A 24,747-nucleotide genomic window follows, 5' to 3' on the forward strand; every position below is an offset into this window, starting at 1 on the left:
TGTTGCGGGTCTAGCGTTTGAAGACGCCGACCACGCGCACGACTTTGTCGATCAGCTTGACCATGCCCGCCGGCACCGGCTTGCCTTCGAGCAGCTGCGTCAGCTGCTTCTTGTACTTGTCGGTCAGCGGCGGAAACATCGTGCGCGGATCGACGACCGGCGCGCCTTCCTCGAACACGGTGCGCGCGTTCGAGCATTCGGCGAAGGTGTTGAAGCCGACCAGGCGGCCGATGCCGCTGTGGTTGACGCCGCCGAACGGCAGGTACGGATTGGTGCCGGACTGCACGACGTTGTGGTTCAGCACCAAGCTGCCGGACGTCGTGTTCTTCAGGAAGTATTCCCAGGCACCGCGATCCCTGGCGAACACGTAGGACGCCAGCGGCTTGTCGTGCGCGCGGATGTAGGCGACGACGTCCTCGCGCCGCTGCCACGGCATGACGACGATCACCGGCCCGAAGATTTCCTCCTGCATGATCTTCATGTCCGGCGTCGCGCCGGTGATGACGGTCGGTGCGATGTAGCGATCCTCGGCGCGGAATTCGCCGCCCATCACAATCTTCGCGCCCTTGGCGCGCGCGTCGTCGACCAGGGCCTTGATGCGCTCGAAATGACGGGCGTTGATGACGCGCGGGTACTCCGGGTTCTTGTCGAAGCCCTCGCCGCGCGGGTTGTACATCGCGGTGATTTCCTTGACCAGCGCATCGACGTAGCGCTGGAACACCGACTCGTGCGCGAACACGTAGTCCGGCGCGATGCAGGCCTGACCGGCATTGCACATGCGGCCCCAGGCCGTCTTCAGCGCGGCGTCCTCGACGTCGGCGCTGGCATCGACGATCGACGGGTTCTTGCCGCCCATTTCCAGCGTCACCGACGCGAAGTGCTCGGCGGCGGCGCGCATGATGATGCGGCCGACGGTGTTGTTGCCGATGTAGAAGATGTGGTTGAACGGGCAGGCGAGCAGGCCCTGCGCCGCCTCGACGCCGCCTTCGACGATCGCCACCTCGCCGTCCGGAAACGCCTCGCGCACGATCTCGGCCATCACCTTCGACGAGTACGGCGCCAGCTCGGACGGCTTGATGATGACGGCGTTGCCGGCGGCCAGCGCGCCGAGCAGCGGCAGAAAGCCGATCACGTACGGCGCGTTCCAGCTCGGCAGCACCAGCACCATGCCCTTGGCTTCATAGTGCAGATAGCACTTCTTGCCGAGCGTCATCAGCGACGGCGGCGCCTCCTTGTCGCTCATCCAGTCGGCGAGGTGCTTCTCGATGTGGTCGGCCTCGAACTTGAGCATCACCAGCTCGCCGTCGACGTCCGGCGGCGTCAGGCCGCGCTCCTTCTTGACCGCTTCGTAGATGCGCGGCCGCGCGGCCAGCGTCGCCTTCATCAGCCGCCGGATGCGCGCGATGCGCTGCTCGGCCGTGCTCTGGGCGAGCTGCGGCACGTGCGCAGCAACCCGGTCGAAAGTCGCGCGGATGTCGTTGGCGACGGGCAGATTGATGACGGTGCTCATGGTGCGGTTCCGGATCGTGTGGCGGGATGAATGAACGGATTCAGTGCCCGGCCCGGGCCGCCGCTTCCGGCGTGAACTGGGTCGGGGACATCGGCTGGTTGATGCGCCACCACTGCTTGCTCTCGTTGACCAGATAGCCGGCTTCGTAAGTGCCGGCCGACAGGTCGTGATAGATCGAGACGCCGCGGTGCCAGGCACCGCCTTCCTGCGAGTAGTGGTAGGTGATGACCGGCACGCGCCAGAGCTGGCCGCGCGCGTCGTAGTTGTCGGCCGTCGCCACGAGCCAGCTGTCCTCGTCGGCGTACAGCACGCGCTTGCTGTAGATGTGGCGCACGCCGTCCTTGAGCGTGCCTTCGACGACCCAGACGCGGTGCAGCTCGTAGCGCAGGTAGTCCGGATTGACGGTGTCGGGCTTGATCAGCTCCGCGTACTTGAGCGCCGGATCGTTGATCCGGAAGTTGGCGTACGGGATGTAGATTTCCTTCTTGCCGACGAGCTTCCAGTTGTAGCGCTCGGGCGAGCCGTTGAAGCCGTAATCGTCGTCGACGGTGCGGAAACCCGCCGGCGGCACCGGATAGTCGAAGCCGACCTCGGGCGCCTGACGCACGCGCCGCGTGCCCGGCAGGTATTGCCAGGACTGCGTCGCGGCATTGGTGTAGTTGTTCGGCTGAAAGCCGACGGCGACGAAGCCGCGGTCGCGTTCCGGCAGCAGGTAGCCGGTGTAGAAATGCGCGGTGACGCGTTCCGCGTAGCTGCGCTCCTGCTTCGGATCGTTGTTCATCACCAGCACCATGAACTTCTGGCGCCCCCAGGCGACGCTGCCGCCGGCGTAGACGTCGGCGATGTCGCAGATCGCCTGCTCGGTGTAGACGCGGCCGGCGTTGCTGATGTTCCAGATCGCCTCGAGGCCGCTCTTGGCGATCGGGAACGGGATCGCGCCGGCGGTGCCCTTGAGGCCCTTGCCGTCGTCGACCACCTCGGCGCTGGTCGCGTTCTTCCGGGTGCGGCGGCAGGTTTCGTCCGAGTCCGCGAAATCGCGATGGCTCGGATAGACGTTCATGCGGTACGCGTCCGGGTACTTCTTGAACAGCGCCTTCTGGCCCTCGGTCAGCCGCTCCGCGTACTGCGCCATGTTGGCGGCGGTGATCGTGAACAGCGGCTTTTCGCCGGCGTACGGCCCGGGCTCGTAGCCGGACGGGTTCTTCACGCCGGGCCAGGTGCCCTTGAACTTGCCGGTGTATTCGGCGACGCCGGACGCCGTGCCGGCCCGCTCGGCGCCGATGCAGCTGAGCTTCGGCCCGTCGAGCTGGGCCGCCTCCTCGGCGCCGACCTTGGCGCTGGCGGTGCCGGCGAGCGTGAACAGGCCGGCGGCCAGCCACCCGTATGCGATTGCGCGCTTCGAATCCATCACGTCCTCCTCGCTGGATGGACGCACGCCGGCCTGACCGTCCGCCGGCGCGCTGTCCGGGATTCTCTGACAAGGCGAAGCGTCAGACTCGCGCCGCTCGGCCGAGACTTGCGCTGTCGCCGCCGCCGGATGCAGATTACAATTCAATCGCAATGTTTTTTCGCGATCGCCTGCTTCGGTCGGTGACCGATAGTCGGCAGTCAGCAGCGGCGGGCGCATCCTCCAAATCAGTGAGGTTTTGCGCGCGACCGTGAAGAGGCCGGTCCACGGCCCCATTCGAGGAGGAGGGAAACGATGTCGGCCAATGTCCGCTACCTGCACAACGCCGCGCGGCCCGCGCGCCGCCCGCCGCCGGTCGATCCGGGGCACGTCGTCGCCGGCCTCGAAGGCCAGCGGCTCAACGTCCTGCTCGACGCGATCTACGAAGGTCCGGCGACGCGGCCGGCCTGGGAGGAAGCGCTGCGCCAGCTGCAGCAGCGGCTCGACGCCTCGCATGTGGCATTGATCGTGCGCCGCCCGGCGGACGATCAGTTCGGCACGATGGCGCATGTCGGCACCGAGGACGCGGTGGCGATGGAGTCGTACACCAAGCACCTGTTCGCGGTCGATCCGTTCGTCGACCTGCAGGAAGGCGAAGTGGTCACGCCCGAGGAGCTGATCGGCGAGGCCTGGCTCGACAGCGCGATCTACCGCGACTACCTGAAGCCGCTCGATGTGCGCCACCTGCTCGGCGCCGATCTGCGCACCGCCGACGGCATCGAGTGCCAGCTGCGCGCGACGCGCCCGCACGGCGCCGAACCGTTCGGCGAGGGCGAGCGCAGCCTGCTGCGCTTCCTGCTGCCGCACCTCAAGCGCTCGATCCGCCAGCAGGTACAGCTCGACGCGCTGGAATCCGAGCGCCAGCTGTTCGCCGGCACCGTCAACCGCCTGTCGCTCGGCGTGATCCGCCTCGCGGCCAGCGGCAGCATCCTCGACATGAACGACGAGGCGCGCCGCATCCTCGCCGAGCGCGACGGCATCGCGCTGGGTCTCGGCGGCGGCCTGAACACCGACAGCACGCAGGAAAAACGCGAGCTGCTGCGCCTGATCGACAACGCGATCGCACGCAGCGGCAAGCCCTCGCCCGGACTCGCCGAGGCGATGCCGATCACGCGGCCGTCGGGGCGCGCGCGGCTCGGCGTGCTGGTCAAGCCGCTGCCGCCGGGACCGTGGCCGGACAGCGGGCGGCGCCCGGCGGCCGTGCTCTACCTGCGCGATCCGGAAGCGAGCGTGCCGCAGGCCTCGCAGGAACTGGCGCGACGCCTGCTCGGGCTGACCCGCGTCGAGACGCGGCTGGCGATGTTCCTCACCGACGGCCATTCGCTCGACGAGACGGCGGATCTCATGAACATCCGCCGCAACACCGCGCGCACGCATCTGCGCTCGATCTTCAGCAAGACCGGCGTGACGCGGCAGACGATGCTGGTGCGGCTGATGCTGAAGAGCGTGTTCACGCTCGCCTGAAGCGCCGCCGGCGCGGCGACGCGAAGGCGCCGCCGGCGGCCGGCGACGGGCGACGCTGCACGAACCGCCGGACATCGCCGCCGCAAAGGAAGGAATCAGGCCGTGGCCGGCGGCGCGATCGTCGGCTTGCGGCGACCCTTGACCTTGACCTTGAAGCTCATCGCCGGGCCCGGCGTCGGCGCGGTCTTGGTCTTCAGCACGTAGTCCGGCGATTCGAGTTCGAGGTCGAAGTTGTAGAAGACCTCGGCCATCGTCATCGCCAGCAGCACCTCGGCCAGGCTCTTGCCGAGGCAGGTGTGATGACCGCGGCCGTACGGCGAGTACGCGCCGATCTGCATGTGCTCGGCACGCGGCTTGGCGTAGCGGTCGATGTCGAACTTGTCGGCGTCCGGATAGAACTCGTTTTGGAAATGCGGCACCGAGGTGCCGAGATAGATCATCTCGCCCTCGCGGATCTGGCAGCCGCCGAACACGAAGTCCTTGTTCGCGGTACGGATCTGCGCGACGGCGATCGGATACAGACGCATGGTCTCCATGATCGCGCCGTTGAGCGCCGGCAGATCCTTCATGAACTCGTCCTCGTTGACGGGACGGCCCTTGGCGAACAGCGCGTCGACCTCGGCGTGGATGCGCGCCAGCACGTCCGGATGCTTGAGTACGGTGTAGACGATCGCCGAGGTGGTGTTGGCGACGGTGTCGAGACCGGCGACGTACGGACCGGTCATCAGCATCACCAGGTCGCCGGCCGGGATCAGGTCCGGATCGCGCTGGTGGGCTTCCATGACGTCGTCGATCAGCGTCTTGAACTCATCCGGCGTCGCGCCGCCGGCGGCGATGCGGTCCTGGTACTGCTTGATCATCTTGCGGCCGAGCTCGAACATGCGCGCCTTGGCGCGCTTGTAGGCCGGCATCTTCATCAGGAACTTCGGGCGCTGGCGCGTGACCAGCACGTTGAGGATGTAGAGGATCGTGGTGCGGATGTCCTGCACATACTCGCGCGGCGTCTGGCCGGTCAGCACCATGCCGAGCTGCTCGACGACGAGATACTGCATCGCCTGCACGACCGGCACCTTGCTGCCGACCTTCCAGTCGCGCAGCAGCGCGGTGCGCGTGATGTCGAGCACTTCTTGGTAGCGGCCCTTGATCGATTCCTTCGAGAAGCCGCGCTTCATCACCGCGCGCAGCTGCTTGTGCAGCTCGCCGTCGACGGCGGTCAGCATCTTCGAGGCGCCGAATTCCTGGACCAGCGGCTCCCAGGCCTCCCTCGAGCGCAGCGAGTCCTTGCCCTCGCGCGTGCCCATGAAGTTGGCGGCCTCGGCGCCGGCGATCACGGTCAGCTCGTTGCCGAACACGCGGACGCGGAACGCCGGACCGTAGTCGCGGTAGCAGCGCGCGAAGAAGCGCGCCGGGTTGGCGGCCATTTCCAGCGTGCTGCCGATCAGCGGCAGGCCGCGGACCATCGGCGGACGCGGCGCGTTCGGAAGTTCGTTGACGGCGACGCTAGCGGTATTCATGGTGCTGCCTCACTGGAAATGCGGATGCGGCCGCGGCGGGCCGAGCCCCGAGTTTTGCAAGCGGCCTCTCGAAATTCCTCCCCCGCATGGACGACCTTGCGGCGGGAAGCCCGCGCGCCGGCGGCGGCGCACCCGGCGCCGGCCCGAGCCCGGCGCCGGAGACTCAGGCCGCCTTGCGTTGCGCAACCGCGTTGGTCTTGACGATCAGGCGGTTGATGCGGCGCGCGTTGTGATGGTTGTAGTCGTATTCGAGATGGCCGTCGCCGTCGAGCAGTTCGGCGTCCGGGAAACGCTTCATCAGCTCCTGGATCATCAGCCCGCCCTGCACGCGCACGAGATAGGTGCCGATGCAGAAATGCGCGCCGGCGCCGAACACGATGTTGCCGTCGAGGCGGCGCGTGATGTCGAGCTGCAGCGGGTTCTCCCACTTCTGCGGATCGACCCAGCCGGCGGTCAGGTTCAGCAGCACCGACTGGCCCTTGCGGAAATGCTGGCCGCGCCAGTCCAGATCCTCGCTGACGAAGCGGAACTGCGGCGTCTTGCCGAAGGCGCCGACGCGCAGCAGCTCGATGATGGCGTTCTCCATCAGCTCCGGGCGCTCGCGCAGCAGCGCGTACTGCTGCGGATTGCCGAGCAGGCCCTTGATCGCATAGGTGTGCAGGTCGGTCGCGGTATCCGAGCCGGCGACGATCACCGCCTGGATCACGGCGACGATCTGGTAATCGGTCAGGCGGTCGCCGTCGTCGGACGCCGAGATCAGGCTGCCGATGAAGTCGTCGCCCGGATGCGGCAGCGCGCGGCGCTCGCGAATCAGGTCGAGGAAGTACTGGAAGCCGGCGAGCGACTCCTGCATCGACTTCTCGCGCTCCTTCTGCGGCAGGTTGATGCGCGTCGACTTGACGACGCTGACGGCGAAGTCGTGGAAGAAGTCTTCCATGTTGGTCGGCACGCCGACCATGCGCGCGATCGAACGCACCGGCAGCTTGGTGGCGATCATGGCGTACGCGTCGAACTGCTCGGGCGTGCCGATCTCGTCGAAGCAGGTGACGACGAGATCGCGGATCTTGGCGTCGATCTTGCCCATCACCGGCTTGGAGAACGCCGGCATGGTCAGCTTGCGCAGGCGCAGATGCGCCTTCGGGTCGACCACGAACAGGCCGGCGTCGATCGCGCGCTCGAAGTGGTTCTGCTGCTCGAAGGGCTTGGCCGGCGGCGCGTGCTCCCAGTGCTTGTAGCTGGTCGAGAAGCGGTTGTCCTTGAGCATGTCGAGCAGCGCGTCGTGGCTGCTGACGACCCACATCTGCAGGTCCTTGTGCCAGGCGACGGGATACTCCAGCGCCAGCTTCTCCCAGGTCGCCCACGGCGAGCGGATGAAGTCCTTCGAATACGGATTGAACAGCTTGCCGTCGATCTCGATACGGCCGGCTTCGGCGCTGGCGGACATGGCGGAATCTCCTCGCAGGGGCCGTCGTCGCAGCCCCGTGTATGAGTGGCGTGCAGCTTTCCAGCGAGTTTTGCAATCGCATTCTCGAAATTCCTCATCCGCGTGCAGTAGAAATGCCCGCGCGCGGACCGCAGCTTCCATGTGCGAGGCCCGGAACGGCGCCGCCTGCCCGCCGGCGCGGGGCGATGCCGGGCGGAACCTCGACGGTTTTCGCGCAGCGGCTGTCCGCACCGACAGCCGGACGACATGCCGGCAACGGATTCGATCGCTGCGCGCCGGGCAGGCGCGCGCTGCAACCGTTCTGACACGCACGCCGACTACGGTGCGGCGGTTCCACTTCCGACCTCGAAACCGATGAACGCTCCGATCCGGCCGCGATGGCCCGCCCTGCTGTTCGCCAGCGCTGCGCTGCTGCTGTCCGCCTGCCAGGACGACAACGACCGGTCCGACGCGCCGCCCGCCGAAGCGCTGAGCCTGAGCCTCGCCTTCAGCGCACCGGAGCAGGCGATCGATCTGTCGAACTACACGCGCGTCGCACGCTATGCGCTGCCGACCCGTGCCGACAGCGCCAACAAGCTCGCGTCGGAGGCCTCGGCCGTCGCCTATGACCGCGACACCGACAGCCTTTACATCGTCGGCGACAGCGGCACCGCGGTCGTGCAGGTCAGCAAGACCGGCGAGCTGATCGACGCGATGACGCTGGCCGCCGACGCGAGCAAGCCGCAAGGCACCTACTTCTACGACACCGAAGGTCTCGCCTACGCCGGCAACGGCCGGTTCGTGCTGATCGAGGAGCGCTATCGCCAGGCGAATCTGTTCACCTACGCAGGCGGCGCGACGCTCGACGGCAGCGGCGCCAGGACCGTCAAGCTCGGCACCACGATCGGCAACATCGGTCTCGAAGGCGGCTCCTACGATCCGCTCAGCGGCGGCTACATCTTCGTCAAGGAGAAGACCCCGATCGGCGTGTTCCAGACCACGATCGACTTCGACGCCGGCACCGCCTCGAACGGCGCCGCGGATGCCGAGAACGCGACCGATCTGTTCGACCCGACGACGCTCGGCGTCGCCGATCTCGCCGACGTGTTCGCGCTGTCGAACGTCGTCGCCGACGGCGACGGCGCGCGCGCCGACCTGCTGCTGCTCAGCCAGGAATCCGGCGTGGTGCTGCAGACCGACCGCAGCGGCGCGATCAAGGGCCGCCTCGACATCGGCCTGAGCGCGCAGAACGAAGGCATCACGATGGACGGCGAGCACACGCTGTACCTCGTCAACGAACTCGGCGGCGGCGACGGCCATCCGCAGCTGTGGGTCTACAAGCCGACCGCCACGCGCGACGCGGTCGGCACCGGCAGCCGCCTGTACCTGACATTCAGCGCAGCGGTCAGCGCCGGCAGCGGCTATCTGGTGCTCGACGACGGCGCCGGCGACGTGCGCGCGATCGCGGTCGGCGACAGCGATCAGGTCACGATCGACGGCGCCACCGTCGCGATCGACCCGGAGGACGCGCTGATCGCGAGCCGCCACTACACGCTGACGGTGCCGGACGGCGCCTTCAAGGATGCCGACGGCCGCGCGATCGGCGACGTCGCCGCCCTCGCCGACCTGAGCTTCGACACGGTCAGCGACATCGAGCCGCCGACGCTGGTCGGCAGCACGCCGGCCGATGACGCGATCGCGGTCAGCGCCAGCCGGCTGACGCTGACGTTCACCGAAGACGTGGTCGCCGGCGCCGGCAGCATCGTCCTGACCGGCGACGACGGCGATACGCGCACGATCGCGATCGGCGACGCCACGCAGGTATCGTTCGCCGCCGCCACCGTCACCGTCACGCCGTCCGAAGCACTGCACGCCGGCGTCACCTACACGGTGCAGATTGCCAGCGGCGTCATCGCCGACGCGGCCGGCAACGCCTATCCCGGCCTGACGTCGGCAACGGCGCTGAACTTCACGATGGCGGCGTCCGGCGCGCCGACCGCGCTCGCCGCCGGCGATCTGCTGTTCGTCGCCGCCAACGCCGACGCCACCGACGCGATCGCCTTCGTGCTGCTCAAGACCGTCGTCGCCGGCACGCAGATCGGCTTCACCGACAAGAACTACGTCGCCGCCAACACGAGCTGGCCGACCAACGAGGCCGCCTACACCTGGACCGCCGACGTCGACTATCCGGCCGGCACCTTCATCACGATCCAGACCGACACGCCGAGCGCCGACAAGGGCGTCGTCGCCGGCGCCGGCGGTGGCGTCGGCAGCGGCGGCGAGACCTACTACGCGTTCCAGGGCACGATCACCAACGCCGACGCCGGCCAGATCAGCGTCGACCGCTTCATCGCCGCGCTCAACATCGCCGGCAGCGCCGCCGGCGAGATTCCGGCCAGCCTGAGCGACGCCGGCGCGTATCTCTCGTTCGCCGAGAACAATGTGCGTTACGCCGGCTCGACCGACAGCACCGACCTCGCCGCGCTCGCCGCCCGCATCAAGAATCCGGACAACTGGGCCCGGCACGACAGCACGCCGTTCGCGCTGAGCAACGGTTCGCTGTTCCCGGACGCCGTCCCGGCGACGCCGACCGTGCTCGCCGCCGGCGATCTGCTGTTCGTCGCCGCCAACGCCGACGCCACCGACGCGATCGCCTTCGTGCTGCTCAAGGACGTCAGCGCCGGCACGCAGATCGGCTTCACCGACAAGAACTACAGCGCCGCGAACGCGACCTGGCCGACCAACGAAGGCGCCTACACCTGGACCGCCGACGTCGACTATCCGGCCGGCACCTTCGTCACCATCCAGCCCGGCGCCACGCCGATCGGCGTCGACAAGGGTTCGGTCAGCGGCAGCGGCAGCGGCATCGGGGGCGGCGGCGAAACCTACTACGCGTTCCAGGGCACGATCACCAACGCCGACGCCGGCCAGATCAGCGTCGACCACTTCCTCGCCGCGCTCAACATCGCCGGCGCCGCGGCCGGCGAGATTCCGCCCGCCGTCAGTGCCGCGAACGCCTATCTCTCGTTCCCCGAGAACAACGTCAAGTACACGGGCTCGACCGACGCCGGCGACCTCGCCGCGCTCGCCGCACGCATCCGCGACAGCGCCAACTGGACGCGCAACGACAGCACCTCGTTCCCGCTGACGGGCGGCTCGCTGTTCCCCTGATCCGTCCGCCGCCGGCCGTTCGCCGGCCGTCGCCGCAGACCCGCCGCTTCGCGAGGAGCGGCGGGTTTTTTGTGCACGGCGCCGCGATAATGCCGGCAGAAACGCCGGCGCCGACCGGCCACGCATTCATCAACCGAGGAGATGTCGATGCCGTACGCCCGCGTCAATGGCCAGAACCTGTTCTACACCGACACCGGCGGCGACGGCCCGGCGATCGTGTTCTCGCACGGCCTGCTGATGGACCACGAGATGTTCGCGCCGCAGATCGAAGCGCTGCGCGGCCGCTGGCGCTGCATCAGCTGGGACGAGCGCGGCCACGGCCGCAGCGCCGGCGACACGCTGGCGCCGTTCAGCTACTACGACTCGGCCGACGATCTCGCCGCGCTGCTCGGCTCGCTCGGCATCGAACGCGCCGTGCTCGCCGGCATGAGCCAGGGCGGCTATCTGTCGCTGCGCTGCGCGCTGACGCATCCGCAACGGGTGCGCGCGCTGGTGCTGATCGACACGCAGGCGCAGACCGAAGACCCGGCGAAGACGCCGATGTACAAGCAGCTGATCGAGGCCTGGATGCAGCACGGCCTGGCGCAGCCGATCGCCGACATGATCGCGCAGATCATCCTCGGCGCCGGCTGGCCCGGCACCGCCGCCTGGCAGGACAAGTGGCGGCAGTGGCAGCCACATAACCTGCTTGGCGTGTTCCAGACGCTGGTCGAGCGCGACGACATCAGCGAGCGGCTGGCCGGGATTCAGGTGCCGGCACTGGTCGTGCACGGCGAGGCCGACGCGGCGATCAGCCTCGAGCGCGCGCGCGACATGGCGACGCGCCTGCACGCCGAGCTGTGCACCGTGCCCGGCGCCGGTCACGCCGCCAACCTGACGCACCCTGAGCCGGTCAACGCGGCGATCGAGGACTTTCTCGCGCGCCTGCCCTGAACGCGGCGTCACGCAAAAAGGGGCGCGGCTTCCGCCGCGCCCCTTTTTTGGCCCGCCGTGAGGCCGTTCTAGATCGCGCGCGGCGCCGCTGCCGGCGCGCCCTCGCGCTCGCGGAACAGCCAGGCGCCGAGCGCCGGCAGCAGGCAGATCGCGCCAAGCATGTTGACGAGGAACATGAAGCTCAGCAGCAGGCCCATGTCGGCCTGGAACTTGAGCGCCGACAGCGTCCAGGTGCCGACGCCGATCGCCATCGTGATCGCCGTGAACACGGCCGCGGTGCCACGCTGCAGCATCGCCTCGCGGAACGCCTCGTTGAACGGCAGGCCCTTGGCGAGATCGTGCTGGATGCGCTCGAACAGATAGATGCCGTAGTCGACGCCGACACCGACGCCGAGCGCGACGACCGGCAGGGTCGCGACCTTCAGGCCGATGCCGAGCGAGGCCATCAGCGCGTTGCAGAAGATCGACACCATGGTCAGCGGCACCAGCACGCACAGCGTCGCACGCCACGAGCGGAAGGTCAGCAGGCACAGCAGCGCCAGCGCGCCGAAGATCGCCAGCAGCATCTTCGCCTCGGCCGACTCGACCGCCTCGTTGGTCGCCGCCATCACGCCGATGTTGCCGCTGGCCAGGCGCATCGTCACGCCGTCGACCGGGTTGGCGTCGATGAAGCGCTTGGCCTCGCTGACGACGTGGTGGACGGTCGCGCCTTCGTGGTCCTTGGTGAAGACCAGCACCTGGATCGCCTTGCAGCCTTCGATGTTGAGGCCGAGGTTGGGATCGAAGGCACGCGAGCCGGTCGACAAACCCACTTCCGAGCGCGGCAGCGCGCGCCAGCGCGGGCTGCCTTCGTTGAAGGCCGAGATCACCAGCTTGCCGATGCCGGCGACGCCGGTCACCGAACGCACGCCGTCGACGCCGCGCATATACAGCTCGAAGCGGTCGATCAGGTTGACGACCGGATAGTGCAGGCAGGAATCGCCCTCGAAGTTCTTGGCCTCGACGATCACGCTGAGCACGTCGGTGCCGATGTTGTACGAGCTGGCGATCGCGCGGTTGTCGTGGTTGTAGCGCGAGTCCTGACGCAGTTCCGGGGCGCCGGTGCCGGAATCGCCGACCACCATGCTGCGCGACATCTGCGTCGTCACCGCCAGCAGCGCGAGGCAGACCGCGAACACGCCGAGCGCGTACCGGGGCTCCGCGCACTTGGCCATCTGCCGCCAGATCGCCATCTGCAGCGTGCCCGGCGGCTTCAGCGAGTTGCGGCGGCTGCTCGCCTCGAGGCGCACGTGCGAGAGGATGATCGGCAGGATCATCTTGTTGGTGACGATCATCAGCAGCACGCCGAGGCAGGCGGTGATGCCGAGCTCGTGCACGATCGGGATGTCGATCAGCATGATGACGGCGAAGCCGAGCGCGTTGGTCAGCAGCGCCACCGCGCCGGGGATGAACAGCTTGCGGAACGCCGCGCGCGAGGCGTCGACCGAGCTGGCGCCGGCGACGACTTCATTGCGCCAGGCGTTGGTCATCTGCACCGCATGGCTGACGCCGATCGAGAAGATCAGGAACGGCACCAGGATCGACATCGGGTCGATGCCGAAGCCGATCAGCGGCAATATGCCGATCAGCCACAGCACCGGCAGCAGCGCGACGACCAGCGCGACCAGCGTCAGGCGCACCGAACGCGAGTACAGGAACAGCAGCAGCAGCGTGATGCCGAAGGCCAGCGCGAAGAACACGAACACGCCGACCAGGCCGCCGATGACGTCGGCGAGCAGCTGCGCGAAGCCGATGATATTGACCTCGATGTCCGGGTTGTAGTCCGGGTTGTCGACGGCCTCGACCTTGACCAGCCCGCCCTTGACCGGCACCGACTCGCCGCCGCCCGGCGGCACCGCGAAGAAGGTCTGGTACGGCAGCATCCAGCCGTAGTCGACATAGCCTTCGGCGACCACGTCGCCGGCCTTGAACGGCGGCAGGTCGGCCTTGAGGGCGTAGCGGTACTCGGTCTTGCTCTCGAAGCGGCCGCGGATGTCGCCGAGGCGGTTCATGACCTGGCGGTAGAAGACTTCCGCCTTGGCCGGATCGCCGGTGTCGACCTCCTGCAGGTCGGCACGGATCAGCGCCGCCTTGAAGTCGTTGGCGACCAGCAGGCCGATCTGGCCGGACAGCGAGACGTTGTGGCGCACGCGATCGAGCTGCTCGGGCGTCGCCGAGAAGCGCGCCGGCACCACCGGCTCGCCCTTGAAGCCGTCTTCGGTGATCTCGATGTAATAGGTGTTCGGCGTGAAAATCGACGAAACGTGCGTGCGGTCGATGCCCGGAATCAGGAACACGTCGTCGGTCGCCTTGCGCATGGCGTCGAGGAACGGGGCGTTGTAGATGTCGCCCTCGCCCTTCCAGCGCAGGTTCACCAGCAAGGTGTTGGCGCCCGAGAAGTTCTTCATGTAATCCATCATCGTGCGCATGTACTCATGCTTGATGGGGATCATCTTGAGGAAGCCCGGGTCGAGCTGGACCTTGGTCGCGCTCCAGCCGAAGAACACCGTGATCGCCAGAAACAGCACCGACAGCAGGTGGCGCCAGGCGAGCAGGAAGTTCGAGATGCCGTCGACGCAATGGCGCATGAAGCTCTTCATGGCTGCGCTCCTTCGGCCGCACCGCCGATCTGCGTGAGCTGCAGCCCTCCGTCGCCGGCGGTCAGCAGGCTGCTGGAGGTCAGCGGCAGCACCGCGGCGAGATCGTGCGGATTGCCGGGCAGCGGCTGCGTGAAGCTGCGGCCGTCGTCGTTCGAGACCAGGATCACGCTGCCGGCGCCGACCAGCACGATCTCGCCGCGCGGGCTGACGTTGCCGCCGAACAGCGAGCTGCTGACCGGCGTCGTGCTCTTCTGCCAGGTCTTGCCGTCATCGTCGCTGCGATAGACGTTGCCGCGCATGCCGTAGGCCAGCAGGGCCTTGGACGGCAGCACCAGCGCGCCGAAGAACGAGCCGTCGTAGACCGGCGGCAGCTTGCTCCAGCTCTGGCCGCCGTCGCTCGAACGCGCCATCAGGCCGCGCTCGCCGACCACGATCAGCGAGCGGTCGGCGGCCCGCACGATGCCGTACAGGTGATGGTCGCTGATCGCCTCGGCGCTGACGCGCTGCCAGCTCTGGCCGCCGTCGGTCGAACTCAGCATCAGGCCGAAGCCGCCGTACGCGAACAGGCGGCCGTCGAAGGGGCCGGCGATGCCGAGCAGCGGGTCGGGCTGCAGCGGCGGCGGCGTCCAGCCGCTCTCGGCCGGTGCGGCGCCGGCGGTGTCGCCGGGCGGCTCGGCGCTGAAGCCGGCGTCGGGCGGCGGCGACAGGCCGGCATCGGCCGCGGCGTCCGGCTTCGGCGATTCGATGAAGAAGGTTTCCTTCCAGCTCTCGCCGCCGTCGGTGCTGCGCAGGATCCAGCCGTCGTGGCCGACGGCGATCGCGGTCTTGTCGTCGATGAACTTCACCTGCGTCAGCGTCGAGCCGCGCTGCGGCTCAACCTTGGCTTCATGCCACGGCCCGCGCGCGTCGTCGGCGACGAGGATGCGGCCCTGCTCGCCGACCGCGAGCAGGCGCGCGCCGCTGCGCGCCAGGCCGGTCACCAGCAGACCGTCCGGATGCACGACGGTCGGTGCGAACGCCGGCGACGGCCGCGGCGAAAACGCGTAGGTGGCGGCCACCGCGACGATCGCGGTGAACGCCAGCGCCGGCCAGCGGCCGACCGACACTGCCCTTGCGGAGCGGCTCTGCACCGCCGTGGCTGCCGTTGCGCTCATTTCATCTCCTCCTCGCTCCGAGTGGCGCGCCGCCGATGCGGCGCGTCCGCTCGTTATCGTTATCGTCCACGCGGCGCTGGCGCCGTCACCGGCTGCCTCAGGCGGGCAGCTCGAACAGGCCGGCGGCCCCCATGCCGCCGCCGATGCACATCGTCGTCACCACATAACGCGCGCCGCGGCGGCGCCCCTCGATCAGCGCGTGCATCACCATGCGCGCGCCGCTCATGCCGAACGGATGACCGATCGCGATCGCGCCGCCGTCGACGTTGAGCCGCTCGTCCGGAATGCCGAGCTGGTCGCGGCAGTAGATCACCTGGCAGGCGAACGCTTCGTTCAGTTCCCAGAGCCCGACGTCCGACACCTTGAGCCCATGCCGCGCGAGCAGCTTGGGCACCGCGAACACCGGGCCGATGCCCATTTCGTCCGGTTTGCAGCCGGCGACCGCGAAGCCGCGATAGATGCCGAGCGGCGCGAGGCCGCGGCGGCGGGCCTGCTCGCCGCTCATCAGCAGCACCGCGGCGGCGCCGTCCGACAGCTGCGAGGCGTTGCCGGCGGTGACGTGCTCGCCCTGCTTCACCCACTGGCCGTCCTTCCAGACCGGCTTGAGCGCGCTCAGGCTTTCGAGCGTGGTCTGCGGCCGGTTGCCCTCGTCGCGGTCGAGCGTGACGCGCTGCTTCTCGGTCGGGTTGCCTTCCTTGTCGAACAGCTGCTGCTCGACGCTGATCGGCACGATCTCGTCGGCGAAGCGGCCGGCCTTCTGCGCCTCGGCGGTGCGCTGCTGGCTTTGCAGCGCATAGGCATCCTGCTGCGCGCGCGAGATGCCGTAGCGCGAGGCGACCAGCTCGGCGGTCTCGATCATCGGGATGTACGCCGTCGGCTCGGCGGCGATCACCGCCTTCGACGCGAAGCGGTAGGTGTTCTTGTGCTTGTTCTGCACCAGCGAGATCGACTCGAGGCCGCCGGCGACGACGATGTCCTGCTCGCCGGCGATGATGTTCTTGGCGGCGATCGCGATCGTCTGCAGGCCCGACGAGCACTGGCGGTCGAGCGTCATGCCCGGCACGCTGTCCGGCAGCCCGGCCGTGTACGCGCACAGCCGGCCGAGGTTGTAGGCCTGCGTGCCCTGTTGCGCGGCGCAGCCGAGCAGCACGTCGTCGACCTCGCCCGGCGCCACGCCGGCGCGCTCGACGGCGGCCTTGATGACGTGGCCGCCGAGCACCGGCGCCTCGGTATCGTTGAAGGCGCCGCGATAGGCCTTGCCGATCCCGGTGCGGGCGACGCTGACGATGACGGCTTCGGTCATGGTGCGCCTCCTGCACAAGCACGCGGCGTCCCTGCCGCGCTTTTCATAACAAGCAGCGCATTGCGAATGGCGAGCATCGTCGATCTCTTCAGAAGTAGTAGCGCGAAATGGTGTCGGCGATGCAGGCCGGCTTGTCCTGGCCCTCGATCTCGACGGTGACGCGGATCGTCGCCTGCACGGCGCCGTCCTTGGTCTTCTCGGCGGCGATCAGTTCGCCGCGGCCGCGGACGCGGCTGCCGACGCGGACCGGCATCGGGAAGCGCACCTTGTCGAGGCCGTAGTTGACGCCCATGCGGATCTGCACGTCGAGGATTTCCGGCAGGAAGCGCGCCGCCAGCGACAGCGTCAGGTAGCCGTGCGCGATCGGCGCGCCGAACGGGCCGGCCTTGGCGCGCTCGACGTCGACGTGAATCCACTGATGGTCGTCGGTGGCGTCGGCGAAGGTATTGACGCGCTGCTGCGTGATCGTCAGCCATTCGCCGGTGCCGAGCGGCTGGCCGACGGCGGCGAGGATTTCTTCGGCGTTGTGGAAAACGGGTTTGCTCATGTTCAGTCTCGTTGCGCTCAGGCGCGCTGGCTCGACGCCGAGATCGTCTCGCCGACCAGGTACGAGGCGTAGTCCGAGGCGAGGAAGACCATGACGTTGGCGATCTCCCAGGCCTCGGCGCCGCGGCCGAAGGCCTCGCGGCTGGCCAGCTCGTTGAGCAGCGTTTCCGGCGCGCTCTTGCGCAGGTGCTCGTGGAAGACGATCGACGGCGACACGGCGTTGATGCGGATGCCGTATTCGGCGGCTTCGAGCCCGCTGCAGCGCGTCAGCGCCATCACGCCGGCCTTGGCCGCCGCGTAGTGCGCCTGTTCCTGCTGCGCGCGCCAGCCGAGCACCGAGGCGTTGTTGACGATGGCCCCGCGCCGGCGCGGCTGCATCTTGCGCAGCATCGCCCGCGTCATGCGGAACGTTCCGGTCAGCGTCACGTCGAGCACCTTGTGCCACTCCTCATCCGTCATGTCGACGACGCGCTTGCTGCCGCCGAGACCGGCGTTGTTGATCAGGACGTCGACGCCGCCGAGGCGCTCCTCGGCCTCGTCGACCAGGGCCTGCACGTCGTCCTCGACCGCGACGTTGGCGAGCCGGCCGTAGATCTCGCAACCGGCATGCTGTGCCTTCAGCGCCGCCACCGCCTCGTCCAGACGGCGGGGGTGGATGTCGGAGATCAACAGCGCCCGCGCGCCCTCCTCGGCGCAGCGGCTGGCGGCGGCGAAGCCGATGCCGCCGCCGGCGGCGGCAGTAATGAGAACGCTGCGGCCCTGGAGCAGGGCATGCGCGGGCACGTAGGGCGGTGGCGGAACGGTGATCATCAGGTTTCAGCTCGCAGGCCGCGGCTCGCGCGGCAGGTTGAGGCCGCGCTCGGCGATGAGGTTGAGTTGGATCTCGTTGGTGCCGGCGTAGAGGGTGTCGGCGCGCGAGAAGAAGAACAGCTGCTGCAGCGGGCGGATCGCCGGATCGTCGGAGATCACGTCGGCCTGCGTGCCGAGCACGTCGGCGGCGAGCTTGCCGAGCTCGCGATGCCAGTTCGACCAGTAGAACTTGTAGATCAGCGCCTCGCGCTTGAGGCCGAGCGCTGCGCCGTCGCCGAGCATGCGCATGGCGTTGTAGCGCATCACGCGCAGCCCGCTCCAGGCCTGCGCGAGGCGCTGGCGGATCTGCGCGTCAGCGAGGCGGCCGTTGCGCTGCGCCGTCTGCACGACCAGCGCCAGCTCGTGCGCGAAGTGCATCTGCTGGCCGAGTGTCGACACGCCGCGCTCGGCTTCGAGCAGGCCCATCGCCACCTTCCAGCCCTCGCCGGGCGCACCGACGACGTGCTCGGCGGCGGCGACCGCCTGGTCGAAGAACACTTCGTTGAACTCGGCGCCGCCGCCCATCTGGCGGATCGGGCGGATCTCGATGCCGGGCTGGGCGAGCGGCAGCAGCAGGAACACCAGCCCCTTGCTGCCCTTGCTGCCCGGCTCGCAGCGCGCCAGCACGAAGATCCAGTCCGACTCGTGCGCCAGCGACGTCCAGATCTTCTGCCCGGACACGCGCCACGAACCGTCGGCCTGGCGCTCGGCGCGCGTCTGCACGTTGGCGAGATCGGAACCGGCGTTCGGCTCCGAATAGCCCTGCGCCCAGAACTCCTCGCCGGCGACGATCTTCGGCAGGAAACGGCGCCGCTGCGCCTCGCTGCCGAACTGGATCAGCGTCGGGCCGATCAGGCCCTCGCCGATATGCCCCATGCGGCCGGGGCCACCGGCGCGCGCGTATTCCTCGTGGAAGATCACCTGCTGCGCGATCGTCAGGCCGCGGCCGCCGGCCTCGCGCGGCCAGCCGACGCAGGTCCAGCCGCCGGCGGCAAGCTCGCGCTCCCAGGCCTTGCGCAGCGCCGGATCGGCTTCCTCGTCGCCGGGCCCGCCGCGATGGCGCAGGCTCGCGTAGCGGCCCGTCAGGTGCTCGCGCATCCAGCCGGCGACCTCGGCGCGGAAGCGCGCGTCGCCGGCATCGGCATCGGCGGCGGCCTGCTCGGTCTTGCCGAGCTGCGTCGCGGCGATTTCCTCGCGCAGCGCGTCGGCGGTGCCGAGCCAGTGGCTGGCCGCCTGCGCACGCTTGAAGTAGAGCTGCGGATCGTATTCCCAGGTGAAGCCGACGCCGCCGTGCAGCTGCACCGCTTCCTGCGCGCACCAGAACAGCGTATCGGCCGACAGCTGGCGCGCCGCGGCGCATTCGCCGGCGAGCGTGTCGGCATCGGCGCCGGCGGCCGCGGCCGCGGCGGCGCCGGCGACCGCCGAACGCAGCGCCTCGATCTTCACCATCATTTCCGCGCAGCGGTGCTTGACCGCCTGGAAGCCGCCGACGACGCGGCCGAACTGCTTGCGCTGCGCGACATAGGCGACCGTGAGGTCCAGACACTGCTGCGCGGCGCCGAGGCTTTCGGCGGCGACGAACAGCCGCGCCAGCGCCAGCGCCCGTGCCAGGCCGTCGCCGCGCTGCGGATCGTCGAGCCGCTCGGCGGCGACGCCGGCCAGGGTCAGCGTCGCGAAGCGGCGCGTCTGGTCCCAGGTCGCCAGCGGCGTCGCCGTCACGCCGGCCGCGTCGCGCGGCACCGCGAACAGGCCGTAGCCGGACGCGGTGCGTGCGAACAGCAGCAGCGTGTCGGCGCTGGCGCCGTCGACGACGGCCGACACCTCGCCGCGCAAGCTCCAGGCAGCGCCGTCCGCGCTCGCCGTCAGCGCCGCGGCGGCCAGCGACCAGTCGCCGTCCGGCAGCGCCACGCCGAAGCGCACGCCGCCTTCGGCGACGATCGGCAGCAGGCGCTCGCGCGCCGCGGCGCTGCCGGCCTCGACGATCAGCGTGGTGCCGAGCAGAACCGTCGCGAAGTACGGCGTGCAGAACAGGCGGCGGCCGATCTGCTCGGCGAGCAGGGCCAGCTCGACCGCGCCGAGACCGAGACCGCCCAGCGCTTCGGGCACCGGGATCGCGCACCAGCCAAGCTCGCCGGCGAGGCGTTGCCAGAGTTCGGCGTCGAAGCCGTGCGCGCTCGCCATGTGGCGGCGGACGGCGGCGGAGTCACTGACGTCGGCGAGGAAATTCTCGGCGGCGTCGCGGATCAGCAGCTGGTCGTCGCTGAGAGACAGGTTCATCGGGATCGTGCGGGAGATACGGCCCGCATTATTCGAAGAACCCGACGCCTACTCTTCACCCATTGAGACGAATGCCCCTGACCCGGGCCTGTCCGCCGCTCAGTTCAGCTGCAGCGCCTGCAGGCGCTGCAGCTTGCCGGCGTAGATGTCGCGGTCGCGCAGATTGGTGCTCAGGCGCATCGCCTCGCCGAGATGCTGCTCGGCGTCACGGGCATCGCCGAGCCGCGCGCTCGCCACGGCGATCGCGTAGTGGACTTCGGCGCTGTAGGGAATGTGCCGGAGTTCGCGGCGATACAGCGCCATCGCCCCGTTCACGTCGCCCGCCGCCATCGCGCGATAGCCGGCATCGAGAAACTGGAACGGCTGATAGGCATCGAGCCGCGCCAGTCGCGCGCGTAGCCGCGCGGCATCGGCGAGACGCTGGGTCTGTTCGTAGAGGCCGGCGAGGTTGTTCATCAGCTGCGGATCGCGCGGCGCGAGCGCGAGACCGCGCTGCAGCGCGGTCTCGGCCCGATCGAAGTCGCCGCTGCGGCGGTAGACCACGCCGAGCGTGTTGTAGGCACTCGCGAACGCCGCCGTCCGGATCGATGCCCGCGCCCACCAGTACGCCTGCCGGGCATCGCCGGCCACCAGGGTCTCGGCCGCGCGGTTGTTCATGAACATCGCCACGATCAGGCGTTCCGGCACTTCCTCGGTGTCATGCGAAAGCACGCCGCGCGCCGGCGCGAAGTCGATGACCAGGCCCGGTTCCGATGCCCCGGTGGTCAACCCATAGCGCCGATGCGGATCGAGCACGATGTTGACGTGGCCGTTCAGGAACACGAGATCGCCGGTGCGCGTCCACGCGCCTTCGCCATGCACGAGCTGGTAGCGCAGCGGAATATCGAGCTGCTTGGCGAACGCCGAGGCCAGGATCACGAGCGAAAGACAGTTGCCGGCGCCGGCAGTGAAGGTTTCGCTGGCGGTGCGCGTGACGGCCGCGTCGTAGTCGACGCGCAAGTCTTCGGTCAGCGAAGTGAACAATGCGCGGCTGTGGCCGAGGATCACGGCGCGCTTGCGGATGTGATCCTGCAGGTAAGCCTCCATCGCCGGACTCAGCGCAAAGAGGTCGAGCTGCTGCAGCGCGGCGGGCGGCTCGCCGTAGCGTTCGTCGGCGAACAGGGCGTCGGACGCCGCCGGCGGCGCGAACGCCGAGCAGCCGCCGAGCAGGACCAGCGCGATCGCAGCCAGAAACTTCACCGCGTTCTTCATGGGCGCGTCCCTCCGACGGCCGGCACCGCGACCGTCCCCACCTCGCGGCGGAGACGGACGGCCCGCAGCTTAGCGCAGCGCGCCTCTAGGCGTTTGCCGCCAGATACGGCTGCAGGCAGGCCAGCTCCACGGCGTCGAGCGCCACCGCCTTGCGGCTTTCGGCATCGATGCGCACGAGCACCGTCTCCGCCGTCGCCGCGCAGTGTTCGCCGTCGAACAGGCCGATGCCGAGCCGGAACGAGCTGCGGCCGATCTCGAGCACGCGCAGGCCGACGCGCAGCCGACCGGGGTAGTGCAGCTCGCGGCGATAGTCGAGCTCGAGCCGGACGATGACGTTCTGGCGCGGCGCGAACGGCACCCACAGGCCCGTCTCGCGCAGGAACGCGGCGCGCCCGCTCTCCGCGTAGACCGTGAAGGCGATGTTGTTGACGTGGCCGAGCAGGTCCAGATCGGCGAAGCGGATCTGCTCGTCGGTCCAGAAGCGGTACGCGGCCGGATCGGTGGCCGCGGCGGGCGCGCCGGCGCTCATCGCCTCAGGTACCGTAGACCTTCTGCGGCGCCGGCGATTGCGCGATCAGCTCGTCGACGACCGTGCCCAGCTCGGCCGGATTCCAGCGCGCCTTCTTGTCGCGGACGATGCCGGTCTTCCAGCCGGTCGCGATCGAGACCTTGCCGCCCTCGACCTCGAACACTTTGCCGCTGACGTGCGCCGACAGCGGGCTGCACAGCCAGACCACCAGCGGCGCGACGTTGGCCGGATCGTAGTGGTCGAAGCTGCCGTCGTCCGGCTTCTTCATCACCGAACCGAACACCGGCTCGGTCATGCCGGTGCGCGCCGCCGGTGCCAGGGCGTTGGCGGTGACGCCGTAGCGGCGCAGCTCGGCGGCCTGCACCAGCGTCAGCGAGGCGATGCCGCCCTTGGCCGCCGCGTAGTTGCTCTGCCCGACCGAGCCCTGCAGGCCGGCGCCGGAACTGGTGTTGACGATGCGCGCGTCGACCTTCTGCCCGGCCTTGCTCTGGTCGCGCCAGCGCTGCACGAGGCGGCTGGCGATGCAGAAGTGGCCCTTGAGGTGGACCTTGATGACGAGATCCCAGTCCTCCTCGGACAGCGAGGCGAACATGCGGTCGCGAACGATGCCGGCGTTATTGACGACGCCGTGCACGTCGCCGAAGGCGGCGACGCCGGCGTCGACGATCGCCTGCGCGCCGCTCATCGAGGTGATGTCCTCGCAGGCAACGACGGCCTTGCCGCCGGCCTTGGTGATTTCGTCGACGACGCCCTGCGCGGCTTCGCGGCGGATGTCGTTGACGACGACGCTGGCGCCTTCGGCGGCGAGCGCGAGCGCGTACTCGCGGCCGAGACCGCTGCCGGAGCCGGTGACGATGATGGTGCGGTGGTCGCAGATACCCATGAACTGATCCTTCGGTCTTCGATAGTCGCTTGACCGGTTCGCCTTGCGCGTCGATCCGGCCTTCTTTTCGCCTTGACGGCGCCCTACTTCTCTTTGCTTGTGCAAAGAGAAGTAGGCAAGAGAAACACACCCCTGGGGCCGCACTTCGCTACGCGAAGTGCCCTGCGCTACTCACGTGCTCGGGACCGTCGCCGACGCGGCATCCCTGCCGCGGCGGCGACTTGGCCGGCCGTCCTGGCCGGCCATTCCCTGCGCGCGCTGCGCTGCTCGGTGCGGCCCAAGGGGACCCGTACGGCAAAGGCAACAGCCAAAGCGGCTTTGCTTCTTGCTTCTGGGTCCCCTTTGCGAAGCGCCGAGAAGCGCAGCCGGTCCGGGGCCGTCCGGCGCTGACTGTTTGAGCGGTGCGCAGCACCGCGAGTTTCAGCGCCGGCCGGGCCGGCGAGCATCGCAGGGCACCCGAGCGCAGCGAGGGCGCGTAAGCCACGGGTGCCCTTTCTTTTGGTTCCTTTTCTTTGGGCAAGCAAAGAAAAGGGACTCGCCCCGCAGGGCGAAACGAAACGCCCGACGCTGCCCCGAAGCCCAGCAGTCGGCGCTGGACGACGCTTCAGGATGTCGCTTCCCCTTGCCGGGAACCGAGACCCCGCAAGCGCGAGAGGGAACAGGCAGCGCAGGGCGCCTCGTCGCATCAAGCCTCAGCCCAGCCGCTCGATGATCGTCACGTTGGCGACACCGCCGCCTTCGCACATCGTCTGCAGACCGTAGCGCTTGTTGGTGCGCTCCAGCTCGTGCAGCAGCGTCGTCATCAGCTTGACGCCGGTCGCGCCGAGCGGATGGGCGAGCGCGATGCCGCCGCCGTTGACGTTGGTCTGCGCATGCGGATAGCCGGTTTCCTTGAACCAGGACAGCACCACCGGCGCGAAGGCTTCGTTGATCTCGACCAGATCGATGTCCTGCATCTTCATGCCCGACTTCTTCAGCGCGTACTGCGTCGCCGGAATCGGCGCGGTCAGCATGAAGATCGGATCGTCGGCGTACACGCTCATGTGGTGAATGCGCGCGCGCGGCTTCAGGCCGTAGCGCTGCAGCGCCTTCTCGGAGACGATCAGCATCGCCGACGCGGCGTCGCCGGTCTGGCTCGACACGCCCGCGGTGATCGTGCCGCCCGGCGCCAGCGGTTCGAGCTGCGCCATCTGTTCGAGCGAGGTGTCGCGCACCGTCTCGTCCATCTTCAGGCCCGCGGTCTCGACGATCTCGCGGTCGAAGCGGCCTTCCTTCTGCGCGGCGCGCGCGCGGCGGTGACTCTCCAGCGAGAACACCTCCATCTCCTCACGCGAGATCTTCCACTTGTCGGCGATCAGCTGCGCGCCGTGGAACTGCGAGACCGGCTCGGCGCCGAAGCGCTCGACCCAGCCCTTCGAGCCCGAGAACGGATCGGCGAAGCCGAGCGGCTTGGCGGCGATCATCGCCGACGAGATCGGGATCTGCGTCATGGTCTGCACGCCGCCGGCGACGATCACGTCCTGCGTGCCGCTCATCACCGCCTGCGCGGCGAAGTGCACGGCCTGCTGCGAGGAACCGCACTGACGGTCGATGGTGACGCCCGGCACGTGCATCGGCAGTCCGGCGGCCAGCCAGCAGGTGCGCGCGATGTTGCCGGCGAGCGGGCCGATCGCGTCGAGACAGCCGAAGATCACGTCGTCGTAGTCCTCGGCGGGAATGCCGTTGCGCTCGACGAGCGCCTTGATGGCGTGCGCGCCGAGATCGGCACCGTGCATGTGGGCGAGGCTGCCCTTGCGCTTGCCGGTGGGCGTGCGCAGAGCGTCGACGATATAGGCTTCAGCCATTTCAATCTCT

At 68.9% G+C, this 24,747-nt stretch carries 17 protein-coding genes and 1 pseudogene; 3 read left to right on the forward strand and 15 right to left on the reverse strand.

The window, feature by feature from the left end:
• Window positions 1-10: 10 nt before the first annotated feature.
• Complete coding sequence (locus K343_RS0115400) at window positions 11-1,510, reverse strand: aldehyde dehydrogenase family protein (protein WP_028008836.1); 1,500 nt, start codon at window positions 1,508-1,510, stop codon at window positions 11-13.
• 40 nt (window positions 1,511-1,550) lie between these two features.
• A complete protein-coding gene (locus tag K343_RS0115405; RefSeq protein ID WP_051278533.1) occupies window positions 1,551-2,918 on the reverse strand; it encodes a DUF1329 domain-containing protein in 1,368 nt (455 codons plus the stop codon).
• 294 nt (window positions 2,919-3,212) lie between these two features.
• On the opposite strand from K343_RS0115405, the gene K343_RS0115410 reads away from it, so the two are divergent.
• A complete protein-coding gene (locus tag K343_RS0115410) occupies window positions 3,213-4,421 on the forward strand; it encodes a helix-turn-helix transcriptional regulator (RefSeq protein WP_028008838.1) in 1,209 nt (402 codons plus the stop codon).
• A 95-nt stretch (window positions 4,422-4,516) separates the two neighbouring features.
• Here K343_RS0115410 and K343_RS0115415 read toward each other — a convergent pair whose 3' ends face one another.
• Both K343_RS0115415 and K343_RS0115420 read right to left on the reverse strand, forming a co-directional pair.
• Window positions 4,517-5,935 carry a cytochrome P450 gene (locus K343_RS0115415; protein ID WP_028008839.1) on the reverse strand — a complete coding sequence of 473 codons (1,419 nt, stop codon included), beginning with the start codon at window positions 5,933-5,935 and terminating at the stop codon, window positions 4,517-4,519.
• A gap of 163 nt (window positions 5,936-6,098) precedes the next feature.
• Window positions 6,099-7,379 carry a cytochrome P450 gene (locus tag K343_RS0115420; protein ID WP_028008840.1) on the reverse strand — a complete coding sequence of 427 codons (1,281 nt, stop codon included), beginning with the start codon at window positions 7,377-7,379 and terminating at the stop codon, window positions 6,099-6,101.
• Window positions 7,380-7,733: 354 nt separating this feature from the next.
• On the opposite strand from K343_RS0115420, the gene K343_RS23595 reads away from it, so the two are divergent.
• Together K343_RS23595 and K343_RS0115430 are read left to right on the forward strand one after the other, a co-directional pair.
• Window positions 7,734-10,529 carry an SdiA-regulated domain-containing protein gene (locus K343_RS23595; protein ID WP_051278534.1) on the forward strand — a complete coding sequence of 932 codons (2,796 nt, stop codon included), beginning with the start codon at window positions 7,734-7,736 and terminating at the stop codon, window positions 10,527-10,529.
• Between the two features lie 147 nt (window positions 10,530-10,676).
• On the forward strand, window positions 10,677-11,462 hold the full coding sequence (locus K343_RS0115430) for an alpha/beta fold hydrolase (RefSeq protein WP_028008841.1): 786 nt from the start codon (window positions 10,677-10,679) through the stop codon (window positions 11,460-11,462).
• Between the two features lie 68 nt (window positions 11,463-11,530).
• Here K343_RS0115430 and K343_RS0115435 read toward each other — a convergent pair whose 3' ends face one another.
• The 11 genes and pseudogenes from K343_RS0115435 to K343_RS0115480 form a co-directional block, all read right to left on the reverse strand.
• Entirely contained in the window at window positions 11,531-14,101 is a 2,571-nt protein-coding gene (locus K343_RS0115435; protein WP_028008842.1) for an efflux RND transporter permease subunit, read from the reverse strand.
• A complete protein-coding gene (locus tag K343_RS0115440; RefSeq protein ID WP_084615930.1) occupies window positions 14,098-15,255 on the reverse strand; it encodes a sialidase family protein in 1,158 nt (385 codons plus the stop codon). The genes K343_RS0115435 and K343_RS0115440 overlap by 4 nt, the downstream gene beginning before the upstream one ends.
• Before the next feature lie 97 nt (window positions 15,256-15,352).
• The gene (locus tag K343_RS0115445; protein WP_028008844.1) at window positions 15,353-16,558 is read right to left on the reverse strand and encodes an acetyl-CoA C-acyltransferase; all 1,206 of its coding nucleotides are present in this window, start codon (window positions 16,556-16,558) and stop codon (window positions 15,353-15,355) included.
• A gap of 88 nt (window positions 16,559-16,646) precedes the next feature.
• The gene (locus K343_RS0115450; protein WP_028008845.1) at window positions 16,647-17,105 is read right to left on the reverse strand and encodes a MaoC family dehydratase; all 459 of its coding nucleotides are present in this window, start codon (window positions 17,103-17,105) and stop codon (window positions 16,647-16,649) included.
• A gap of 17 nt (window positions 17,106-17,122) precedes the next feature.
• A complete protein-coding gene (locus K343_RS0115455) occupies window positions 17,123-17,914 on the reverse strand; it encodes an SDR family oxidoreductase (protein ID WP_028008846.1) in 792 nt (263 codons plus the stop codon).
• A gap of 6 nt (window positions 17,915-17,920) precedes the next feature.
• Window positions 17,921-19,141, reverse strand: coding sequence for an acyl-CoA dehydrogenase family protein (locus K343_RS25320; RefSeq protein WP_366514397.1), 1,221 nt, complete (start codon window positions 19,139-19,141; stop codon window positions 17,921-17,923).
• Window positions 19,142-20,230, reverse strand: a pseudogene (locus K343_RS25325) (acyl-CoA dehydrogenase family protein); the annotation flags it as partial. It abuts the gene before it with no gap.
• Window positions 20,231-20,329: 99 nt separating this feature from the next.
• Window positions 20,330-21,481, reverse strand: coding sequence for a tetratricopeptide repeat protein (locus K343_RS22445; protein ID WP_051278536.1), 1,152 nt, complete (start codon window positions 21,479-21,481; stop codon window positions 20,330-20,332).
• Window positions 21,482-21,566: 85 nt separating this feature from the next.
• Window positions 21,567-22,010 carry an acyl-CoA thioesterase gene (locus K343_RS22450; RefSeq protein ID WP_051278538.1) on the reverse strand — a complete coding sequence of 148 codons (444 nt, stop codon included), beginning with the start codon at window positions 22,008-22,010 and terminating at the stop codon, window positions 21,567-21,569.
• A gap of 4 nt (window positions 22,011-22,014) precedes the next feature.
• Entirely contained in the window at window positions 22,015-22,893 is an 879-nt protein-coding gene (locus tag K343_RS0115475) for an SDR family oxidoreductase (RefSeq protein ID WP_028008848.1), read from the reverse strand.
• 692 nt (window positions 22,894-23,585) lie between these two features.
• Window positions 23,586-24,737, reverse strand: a complete 1,152-nt coding sequence (locus K343_RS0115480; RefSeq protein WP_028008849.1) for an acetyl-CoA C-acetyltransferase — start codon at window positions 24,735-24,737, stop codon at window positions 23,586-23,588.
• Between the last annotated feature and the right edge of the window lie 10 nt (window positions 24,738-24,747).

The organism is Solimonas flava DSM 18980, assembly GCF_000426685.1.
Lineage (GTDB): Bacteria > Pseudomonadota > Gammaproteobacteria > Nevskiales > Nevskiaceae > Solimonas > Solimonas flava.